Origin of the sequence: Bartonella sp. AP9QHHD, assembly GCF_042195625.1 — a bacterium.
In the GTDB taxonomy this organism is placed as follows: domain Bacteria; phylum Pseudomonadota; class Alphaproteobacteria; order Rhizobiales; family Rhizobiaceae; genus Bartonella.
Genome location: NZ_JBHIOP010000027.1, coordinates 1 through 11,003, shown reverse-complemented (window position 1 = coordinate 11,003; position 11,003 = coordinate 1). Strand labels below are relative to the sequence as shown.

The 11,003-nt window shown below is 40.3% G+C and carries 7 protein-coding genes; 3 read left to right on the top strand and 4 right to left on the bottom strand.

Annotation, left to right across the window (positions count from 1 at the left end; genetic code table 11):
• The first annotated feature begins 328 nt into the window (after positions 1–328).
• A complete protein-coding gene (locus ACFIK4_RS01775) occupies positions 329–700 on the top strand; it encodes a helix-turn-helix domain-containing protein (protein WP_375674738.1) in 372 nt (123 codons plus the stop codon).
• A gap of 186 nt (positions 701–886) precedes the next feature.
• Here the strand turns inward: ACFIK4_RS01775 and ACFIK4_RS01770 are convergent, their stop codons facing one another.
• Both ACFIK4_RS01770 and clpB read right to left on the bottom strand, forming a co-directional pair.
• The gene (locus ACFIK4_RS01770) at positions 887–2,014 is read right to left on the bottom strand and encodes a hypothetical protein (protein ID WP_375674736.1); all 1,128 of its coding nucleotides are present in this window, start codon (positions 2,012–2,014) and stop codon (positions 887–889) included.
• Between the two features lie 839 nt (positions 2,015–2,853).
• Positions 2,854–5,433: an ATP-dependent chaperone ClpB gene (gene clpB, locus ACFIK4_RS01765; protein WP_375674734.1), complete on the bottom strand. Its 2,580-nt coding sequence runs from the start codon at positions 5,431–5,433 to the stop codon at positions 2,854–2,856.
• 459 nt (positions 5,434–5,892) lie between these two features.
• Here clpB and ACFIK4_RS01760 point away from each other — a divergent pair, with 459 nt between their 5' ends.
• Entirely contained in the window at positions 5,893–6,924 is a 1,032-nt protein-coding gene (locus ACFIK4_RS01760; RefSeq protein WP_375674732.1) for a DUF3472 domain-containing protein, read from the top strand.
• Positions 6,925–7,198: 274 nt separating this feature from the next.
• Here the strand turns inward: ACFIK4_RS01760 and ACFIK4_RS01755 are convergent, their stop codons facing one another.
• Entirely contained in the window at positions 7,199–7,336 is a 138-nt protein-coding gene (locus ACFIK4_RS01755; RefSeq protein ID WP_375638510.1) for a hypothetical protein, read from the bottom strand.
• Between the two features lie 982 nt (positions 7,337–8,318).
• Between ACFIK4_RS01755 and ACFIK4_RS01750 the strand changes: the two genes are divergently transcribed.
• Positions 8,319–8,690, top strand: a complete 372-nt coding sequence (locus ACFIK4_RS01750; RefSeq protein WP_375655489.1) for a helix-turn-helix domain-containing protein — start codon at positions 8,319–8,321, stop codon at positions 8,688–8,690.
• A 426-nt stretch (positions 8,691–9,116) separates the two neighbouring features.
• On the opposite strand, the gene ACFIK4_RS01745 is transcribed toward ACFIK4_RS01750, so the two are convergent.
• Positions 9,117–10,325 carry an MFS transporter gene (locus ACFIK4_RS01745; protein WP_375674740.1) on the bottom strand — a complete coding sequence of 403 codons (1,209 nt, stop codon included), beginning with the start codon at positions 10,323–10,325 and terminating at the stop codon, positions 9,117–9,119.
• Positions 10,326–11,003 lie beyond the last annotated feature (678 nt).

Here is an 11,003-nt window from a genome sequence, read left to right as displayed (position 1 = left end):
ATTTATAATCCATATTTCGCACTTTTTTAAAAAGTACCCAATTTTATAGTCTTTGAGATTATTTTGATTTTTCTTGCCAATTTTCTGAAACTACTTTATTACTTAAAGGGTGAGTTTGGTCGTATACGCGACGATCAATAGGGAACTGAAAGCCCGAAACCTCGATACATAAGAATGAACCCACTTTTGTGGGTGTCCCGGGATTCCGGGAGATTTTGCTATGTCCAGGTGCGATGAGCACTAAAAGCAAAATGCTGATTCGAGGTCAGTGCTTTCAGGCTCCCGGAATACCAATGCGAGGGCGCTCGCAACCGGAGGGGGGCTTGAAGTGCCAACTAGAAATCCACATTTTATCGATATTTTGATAGGCAAAAGAATTCGCCACAGACGCATTTCCATGGGGCTTTCCCAAAAAGAATTAGGAAGCCATTTAGGTGTCAGTTTCCAACAAATCCAAAAATACGAAAAAGGCTTAAACCGTGTAAGTGCCAAATGTTTACTAGAAATCGCTCAAAAACTAGAAGTTCCTATGAACTTTTTTTATGCAGACATTGCCACAAAAGAAGATCTTCCCACAAAAGAAACCCTCTTACACCACAATCAAGAAACCTATAGCGAAAAAGAACACGCCCTTTTGAAAAACTTTAGAGAGCTCGAAGCGAAAAAACAAAAAGCAATCTTGTGGCTAATTTCTGATTAGGCAAAAGCACAACGATCAACATTATTTGCTAATATATCAAACAACAAAACATCCTTAAGTCAAATTCAGATCAGCTCCCCATCCCCCTTCAAAGAGCAATGTTTTACGGCAGATAGGATAATCAGCTGCATTTTTGTTGTCACTTATAATTTTCCAATGACTTTTGAATGCCTCTATTAATCTTTTTTATAGCACTTTTACTCTTTTTAAAGCTTCTTTCTCTGCTTCTTCTTTTAACTTCATGTCATTGGCGTCTTCGTACCTTTTTATTGTTTTTTCAATCTGATCATCAGTCCCTGCTTTAAAGACAATCATTGTTTCAAACGGACGAAATAATGACGATTGCGAAATATGAAACAAGATATTCGTACGCAAATTGCTTGGATCAAAATCGCTATACCCTTTTCTTTTTAAGTCATGGATAGATATCGCTTTTTTTGACATAGAAAGACCAATAACATCGCTATTTTTCTCACCAAAATCTAGTACTTTTAAAAGGTTATTTTTAGCGTCACAAACCGTCGATATATTCATGACTTCGTTAAGAACTTGATCATTTATGTCAAATTGAGCATCTATGCCAAAAATGAATATAAGATCACGCAAAGAACAAGCTTTTTGAAAATAACAAGCATTGTACAAACGTGAGTGAATCCCAAGACGTCTGACTGCTCCTCGAATGATTTTTATAGCGAGCTCATATAATTTTTCATCTAAACAAAAATCACGAATGTCTGGAATGTAGATTTCTTGTGTTTCTTGTAACGGTGCAACTTCACTGTTTAATGCACGATAAATAAGCTTTTCTAACCAATTGTAGCTCTCACTATTATCCTGATCTCGGACAGACGATCTGATCTCTTCTAAAAGATTGTCCAGCCCATACTCTTCTCTAAAAGCACGCTCTCTTCGATCACACGTCATCGTAAATGTATAGTAATCTTCTCGTTTGTCCGGTATAGATGATGCTTCAATTTCTGGATCATTCACTTTAAATTGATCAACGCTTTCTCCACTGTTAACAGGTATCGAATGCTCACCTCTAATAGTATCAAAAACTCTCCCCCCTTGCTCCTCCCTAAAAGAAAAGCCTTGTTCAAGAAACATCTTTAATGGATTGGAATCATCCGGTGTTAACGATATACGCTGTATTAAAGAGTCCAAAATTTCCTGTTGAAGCTTATCATCACTTATTAACGAATCTTTCCTATCCTCGTAGAAATCCTTTAAGCTTTCTGGAGTATGCCGATTATAACTCTTAACATCCTCTGCAAACCAGCTGTTAATTATTTCCTTGTTTGTGGCTAATTTCATAAGATTATGCCCCCGCTTAAATTTCAAATGATCCTTTTTATCAATAAATTCCAATACAGTTTTTATTAAAATCCTTGAAAAAAGCTCATTATCTTTTTATTTTACTTAATATTTACCATACTATAGTTTATTGGTAAATAAGTAAAGTAAAATCAATTAAGATATAGATATTTTTAATATACACCTTCCACTTAAACTTGCTTTTATAACAACGAATAGCGGAAATTTTAACCAAAACAAGTTAGAGGTCTTGTTTTTCAAGTCTTTATCTTGATTAAAAAAAACTGCAAAGGAGCAAACTTGATTGTGCAGATAATCATGCTCCCTCATCTACGAGCCACCGACAAGAGTGCAATCAATCAAACAGTTAAAAAAACTTTTAGCAAAATTTTAAAGCAGAAAAACGCACATTACCGAAAAAATGAGAGAGCAGTGCATTTTACGCATCCTCCACCTTTTTCTTAAACAGCAAAACTCCAATCCATCATCAAAATATCTTCGTCTAAAATTCCCTACCACCCCCTCAAAGAGCAATGTTTTACGGCGGATAAACGGCATTTCTCTCTAACGTTTTTACGCACAAAGCAATAAAGCAATCCCGCTTGTGACTTCACTTATAAAATTGCAAGAAAATAGTTTTCACGACAAACAGAAGTAAAAGAATCCTACGATATTCGAAAACGCTGATTTAACATGCAAAAACACCAGCCACTCCCTTTGCTTTGCAATAAAATACCGCTGTCTCATCGTGAATTTTTCTAAATCAGCACGCCTCAAAGAGCGGTGTTTATCACATAATAGGATTATCACCGCCCTTTATACCATGAATTTTTCCAAACTTAATCTTCAGGCAAAAATTCCAACCGATCTCCTTGTTTTGTAATTTTCACCGTCGTCTCATCATGAATTTTTCCAAATAAGATATTTTCCGCCAGTGGATCTTGAATTTCTTTTTGGATAATCCGTTTAAGCGGACGCGCACCATAGAGCGGATCATAGCCTTTATCGGCAAGAAATTTTCTCACCTCTGGCTCGATTTGCAAAGTTATTTTGCGTTCATTGAGCAAATTTTGCAAATGTTCTATCTGAATATCGACGATCGCTTCCATATCGTGACGTTGCAGCCTTTGAAAGAGAATAATCTCATCAATACGGTTTAAAAATTCAGGACGGAAAGCCGCTTTAACGACATTCATAACATCATTTTTTGCCTGATCTGTTGCTTGCCCTTCAGGCAAAGCAGTTAAAAACTCAGCACCAAGATTTGAGGTCATAATCAACAAAGTGTTACGAAAATCGACGGTACGTCCTTGACTATCGGTCAAGCGTCCCTCATCCAACACTTGCAACAAGAGATTAAAAATATCAGGGTGTGCTTTTTCAATTTCGTCAAACAGAATGACCTGGTAAGGTCTTCTACGTACAGCTTCAGTCAGCACCCCACCCTCTTCATATCCAACATATCCAGGAGGTGCCCCAATCAGCCGCGCCCCGGCATGCTTTTCCATATATTCCGACATATCGATGCGCAACATGGCATTTGGGTCTTGAAAGAGAAAAGCGGCAAGAGCTTTGGTTAATTCGGTTTTCCCCACACCAGTAGGACCCAAAAACATGAAAGAGCCAAGCGGACGATTGGGATCTTGCAACCCTGCACGCGCGCGGCGTACAGCACGAGAAACAGCTTGAACAGCCTCTCCCTGACCAATCACACGTTTGCTAATTTCATCTTCCATCCGCAACAGCGCCTCCCGTTCTGCCTCCAGCATTCGATCAACAGGAATACCGGTCCAGCGTGAAACAATCCGCGCCACATGTTCAGCAGTAACCGTCTCTTCAACGAGATGATTTTGTTGGTCATCATTTTCCGCAATACTCAATTGTTTTTCGAGTTCAGGAATGACACTATAAGCGAGCTCTCCAGCGCGTTGGAATTGTCCATCACGTTGTGCAATAGCCAAAGCATTACGGGCTTCTTCGAGTTGTTTTTTCAAATCAGCAGCATGCCCTAATTTTTGTTTCTCAGCCTGCCAAGCACTTGTCATCTCAGCGGACTGTTGTTCCAATGTTTTGAGTTCCTCCTGCACATTTTTCAACCGTTCTTTTGCTGTTGGCTCGACATCTGTTTTCAAAGCTTCCCGTTCGATCTTCAACTGTAAAATACGCCGATCAACAGCATCGAGTTCTTCCGGCTTTGAATCGACCTGCATGCGCAACCGCGCCGCCGCTTCATCGATAAGGTCAATAGCTTTATCCGGCAAGAAGCGATCCGTAATATAGCGGTTAGACAAACGCGCCGCCGCAATCAAAGCACTATCAGCCAAGCGCACTTTGTGATGTTGTTCATATTTTTCCTTAATACCGCGCAAGATAGAAATAGTATCTTCCAAAGAGGGTTCAGGTACAAAGACAGGCTGGAAGCGGCGTGCCAAAGCAGCATCTTTTTCGACATATTTTCGATATTCATCGAGCGTAGTAGCGCCCACACAATGGAGTTCTCCGCGTGCAAGAGCAGGTTTTAACAAGTTAGAAGCATCCATAGGACCATCAGATTTTCCAGCGCCAACAAGATTGTGCAATTCATCAATAAACAAAATGATCTGTCCATTTTCGGCTTGCACCTCTGCCAGCACCGCTTTAAGGCGCTCTTCGAATTCCCCACGATACTTTGCACCAGCGATAAGCGCTCCCATATCCAGCGCATGAAGCTGTTTATCCCGCAAAGTTTCAGGTACATCGCCATTGATAATGCGCAATGCCAACCCTTCCACAATAGCTGTTTTCCCCACCCCAGGCTCACCAATCAACACGGGATTATTTTTGGTCCGCCGTGAAAGCACCTGAATAGTGCGGCGGATTTCCTCTTCCCGCCCAATCACAGGGTCGAGTTTTCCTTCACGTGCATCTTTTGTGAGATCACGGGCATATTTTTGCAAGGCATCATATTGTCCTTCAGCATGGGGGCTTGTTGCTGTTTTTCCTTTCCGCAGCGCATTAATTGCCCGATTAAGCGCTTGCGGGGTCAATCCTCCACTTGTTAAAATATCGGCTGTTTTTGCGGTCTTTTCCATGATCAGCGCTTGCAACATGCGCTCCACGGTCACAAACTGATCACCGGCTTTTTTCGCAATATCCTCAGCCAGTGCGAAAACTTTTGCCAATGGCTGCGAAAGATAGAGCTGTCCATTTCCCCCCTGCACTTTAGGCAAAGCATCAAGTGCTTCTTTTAGCGCCTTTTGAATAAGAGTAAGATCACCACCAGCGTTTTGGATAAGCGATGCAGCCAATCCTTGAGAATCGTCTAACAACACTTTCAGGAAATGCTCCGGCATAAACTGCTGATGATCAGAAGCAAGAGCGCTATTTTGTGCTGATTGTAAAAAACCCTGCACGCGTTCGCTATATTTTTCCAAGTTCATTTTTTTTCCTTAAATCTCAAGCCATCACCACACTTTAACCTCTCCAATATTCCACAAAAGAAACATCCAGAAAGGATTTTCCAGCCTCTAAAAAACACCGCGAAAAAAGCAGCAAGAAGAAGAACCATAGTGCTAAAAAGAATATGGGTTTCTACAAGCCTCATAGCAAGAGGGAGAAAAAAAATACGCTATCATTTTAAATAAAAACCGCAACTTTTCTCATACCCCCCCATCATCACTCCCCTTTTTAAACCATCACCCCTAAATTCCACCATTAAAACTTAAATTTGAACAGCAGAAAAGGAGCATGCAAAAACACTTTAAACAAAGTAGTCTTTACAGCATATAGTTTAGAGTAAACATTAAAGTATTTTCTCTAATTTTACTTAACAAAACATTGAATATGTGCTTTAATACTTATAAAGTTACACTATTTTTATTAAGATAGAGGATTTTAGTATGTACCATACTGTAAAAAAGGTTATTTTAATACTTTTATTCCTTCTGATAAGTAAACCAAGCTATGCCATTTTTGCCGGCAAAGTTATTACAATAGAGCATGAATGGCTTAAAAATGCATCATTTGATCTATTTGTGTTCACCCAGCAAGTAAATTACGATGGTGGGCCTAACTCCATCTATTTCTGGGGAAATAAATTTGAATTCCAAAATGGAAAAAGTGGACAAATTGGTTTTTTCAACAGGAGCGGCCGTACCATTCATTTTTCTATCTGGAATGCAACGGGATGGAAGGGTAATACATGCAAGCATTTTACTCAGGAAGGTTCAGGAGTACGATGTGAAATTAACTTTCCATGGGAGATGGGACGCAGATATCGATTATATGTTGAAAAAAATGGAAATCTAGTTACAGCGACAGTAGTCGATTTTATAACGGGTAAAAAAGTGAATATTGGGACCATAGAAGTACCAAATACATTTGGACAACTCCGTAAATCTTCAAGTTTTGTTGAAGACCATTCTCGTTGGAAGAGACATCTCTCCTCCTGTTATGATTTAAGTCCGCAAAGTTCGATTTTTTTTGAGCCTCAAGGCATAAAACAAAACAAGCTACACGAAGGGAGTCTGAAAGCTTCTAATCAAGGAAAGTGTCGAGATTCTGACCTCATCCAAACATCATGTACATCCAACTTTTGCATGACAAGTATAAGCGACTTTGGAGGTTTAGCCTCGCCTACTACTAAACCAGAAATACAAATTTCCAATGAGAAAGATCTGTCTGCAGAAACAATTTCTAACGTTTTGAAACAAAAAGAGCTTGTCGTTATTCGTTCAAAAAATCGTTCTTGGGCACCCAATATCTTTTTGCCATCTCCTGATTCATTTAAGTGGAAATCAATCTTTATAGATCATCTAGCGGCTTTCAGTTCTACGCTTCACACCACTCACGGCACACAAAAGATAACCACAGGTCAAAAGATTATGTATATGTCTGATGGAAAAACTTGGAAGATTATGAAAAGAAACTAGCTTTTTTCTTCTTGATAAGCCCCTCACTCCCCTTTGAAAACAACTGGGGGTGAGAAAGTTTTTTTTCATTTCCCCACCACGGCTCCCTTTCCCAGTTATTTTTTCGAGCCCTGCTCTCATCCCTTTAACTTCCCTCGTCACCAGACTTTCCAGGGCATTTTCTCCATTCTCACCCCCTTTCAAAACCACAACACCCTTTAATAAAATCCTCACCTCCCTCTTCTATCACCCTCACACCATCCCTTCACGCATCCCTTTAAACTACCCCCACCTCTTATCCACACCCTCCCCCTTGTCCATAGGCACTCTCCCATTCCACGCACTCCTTTTTCTCTCCCATCAAACATTTACGACTTACAGCACTCTTCATTCCAGCTTCCCTCCTCGATTCACAAGCTCGTTCTCTCCCCATTTATCTCACCCCATCCATGCAAAAACCCAACGTGCCCCCAAAACACGCACAATGCATAAATCCATAAATCCTCCTCTTCACTTTAACAGATTCACATTTTTACGCTTTTACATCATTACAGAAGTCAGCCAAATAAAATTTCCACATCACCACCCGCGCTGCACTGTAAACACTGTTCTGAAAACGAACCCAGCTTTTTGCCTAGTACCTTACAGTCTCCACCCCCCAAAGACAGCACTTCACCAGGCTCAACAAATCAAGCCCTACCCTGAATATTCAAGCTCTTCACTCCTCCTTCAAATAGCGCCGTTTTACGGTATAACAGAATAGAAAATTTTTCATTTTTCTTGCCAACCTTCTGAAACTGCCTTATGAATAAATATCGTAATTTTGATCGTCTACGCAGCGATCAACAGGGAACTAAAAGCCCTAAACCCTAACGTACAATTGAGCCCACTTTTGCGAATATCCTTAGAATTCCGGGAGTTTTTGTTATGTCCAGGTGCGTTTCCGCACTAAAAGCAAAAAGCTGAGTCAAGTCAGTGTTTTCAGACTCCCGGAATACCAATGCGAGGGCGCTCGCAACCGGAGGGGGGCTTGAAGTGCCAACTAAAAATCCACATTTTATCGACATTTCTGATTAAGCAAAAGACGCGATTTATAATCCATATTTCGCACTTTTTTAAAAAGTACCCAATTTTATAGTCTTTGAGATTATTTTGATTTTTCTTGCCAATCTCCTGAAATTACTTTATCACTTAAAGTGTGTTTTTGATCGTCCACGCAACGATCAAATAGGGAGTTGAAAACCCGAACGCTCAGTACATAAATTTATCCCGCTTTGCGGGTATCCCGGAATTCCGGGAGCTTTTGCTATGTCCAAGTGCGGTAAGCACTAAAAGCAAAAGGCTGACTGAGCTCAGTATTTTCAACCTCCCGGAATACCAATGCGAGGGCGCTCGCAACCGGAGGGGGGCTTGAAGTGCCAACTAAAAATCCACATTTTATCGACATTCTGATAGGCAAAAGAATCCGTCACAGACGCATTTCAATAGGGCTTTCCCAAAAAGAATTAGGAAGCCATTTAGGTGTCAGTTTCCAACAAATCCAAAAATACGAAAAAGGCTTAAATCGTGTAAGCGCCAAATGTTTACTGGAAATCGCTCAAAAACTGGAAGTTCCTATAAGCTTTTTTTATGCAGACATTGCTACAAAAGAAGATATCTCAACAAAAGAAAATACCCCACACCGTGATCAAGAAACATACAGCGAAAAAGAACACACTCTTTTGAAAAATTTTAGAGACCTCCAACCAAAAAAACAAAAAGCAATCTTGTGGTTGATTTCTGATTAAGCAAAAGCACAACAATTACCATACCCCCTGCCTAAAGTTTCCCATACCTGATATCACCATACCTCCAAGAATGATATTTTACGGCATATAAGATAATTCACACTATAGCTCCTCGTTTTCTGTTTCCATTATTGCTTCAAGTCAAGCTGATTAAGGATTGGCAGCTGAGTTTTTAAGTTTGACTATTTGTAGCAAAGCGGAGTTAAACAAAAATGACATTGTCGCTCAAAACCATGCCCCCTATTGCGTTTACGAGACAGTGGAACCGTATCAAGAAGGCAAAGCCCCGAAAAAAAATATGAGCGGTTAAGTAAAAATCAAAGATTAAACCTATAACGTCAAAAAAGCTGCTCTATGTTGGATTATCTCCACGTCCTCTAAATCTCAGAAAAATGATTTAAAACATTTGTTTTATTGATGAGCCAATCATTGAGATCGAACAATTAACAAAGAACGGTTCAGCAATATCCTGATAGCCAATAAACAGAATAATCCACTCAATCCAGAAAGAAGGAACAATTTTCCAGCCGAAGTGTGACCTAAAACAAACGCTCCAACAAACGGCGCCACCAACATAGCTAAATTTTGTATAGACTGCACCCATCCGGAAGCCAATCCAATCTGTTCATTGAAATTGCTTACCAGATAAACATTAGAAGATATGGAAAAGTAAGCGCTAACCATTCCAATAAGGAAAAAACAGAGCAACAAAGTCTCAATACGGAGTAAATCAAAGTAAAAAAAGCACACTGAGATCATGACAAAACCAATCATTGTTGACATTGCCGGCATTAACAACTCTGATATTTTGCCTGTAAGGGGTTTATACTTTGATTGTTTCACACTCCAAAATCCATAGAGAAAATTACCGATTGCCGAAGCCGATACCAGCATCCCAAGAGCCTGTTTATTCATTTTCATTGCACTAAGAATAACCGGCAACTGATTATTCACCATAAAGATCATGGCAAAATACACAAACATCACCGCCACATAGGCATACCAAGTTGTCCCATAAAGCCTCTGCTTTGATTTTATGGTATTCGCTGTTTTTATCATGAGCGACGAGACAGGTTGTGCACCAAGACAACAAAACACCATAAAGCCTAGCAATGTCAAAAATCCAGAAAACAATAAAGTATAGGTATCTGATAAAAGTACAGACAGAGCACTCCCCAAAGCAGGTCCTATCATCTTTGCCGCGCTATTGATCATGTTAAGCACAGAATAGTAACGAGTCCGTCCGTTTTCAGGCACCGAATTTGCACTGAGAACGGAAATTGCAGGCATGGCTAGACTGTTGAATGTCGCTCGAATAACTGCCAGTATAATAAATCCTTGCAGACTCGTCGCCATCAATAAACCGACAGTACAGAGTGCCCGTAACAGCAGTGACGCCCGCAACCAATAGATCATAGAACGGTGACTTACCAACATTCCAATTGGCTTAGACAGAACGATACCAGGTAATAATGTTGCCGCTCCAATAAAAGCGACATCATATTGATCAGCTTTCCACGTGAACACAGATACGGTCAAAATCACGATATAATCAATCCAACCGCCAAATGACACCACGCCATTACCCAGCAAAAGCACCAACAAGCGATTTTTTACTGCCCCGTCTCTTTGCACCAAAACACGCGCCCCTTCTTTTTCGTTAGCAATACTGATTGAACTATCAATTTTTCCTCACACCCTAAAGGCACCAACAACTTTCACGCAACAAAGCACCAACAAGCTATTTTTTGTTACCCCGACTCTTGGCACCAAAACACGCACCCCTTCTTTTTCGTTAGCAATACTGATTGAACTATCAATTTTTCCTCACACCCTAAAGGCACCAACAACTTTCACGCAACAAAGCACTAACAAGCGATTTTTTACTGCCCCATCTCTTTGCACCAAAACACGCACCCCTTCTTTTTCGTTAGCAATACTGATTAGATGATCAATTCTTCCTCACGCCCTAAAGGCACCAACAACTTTCACGCAACAAAGCACTAACAAGCGATTTTTTACTGCCCCGTCTCTTTGCACCAAAACACGCACCCCTTCTTTTTCGTTAGCAATACTGATTGAACTATCAATTTTTCCTCACACCCTAAAGGCACCAACAACTTTCACGCAACAAAGCACTAACAAGCGATTTTTTACTGCCCCGTCTCTTTGCACCAAAACACGCACCCCTCTTTTTTCGTTAGCAATACTGATTAGATGACCAATTTTTCTCTCACACCCTAAAGGCACCAACAACTTTCACGCAACAAAGCACCAACAAGCTATTTTTTGTTACCCCGTCTCTTTGCACCA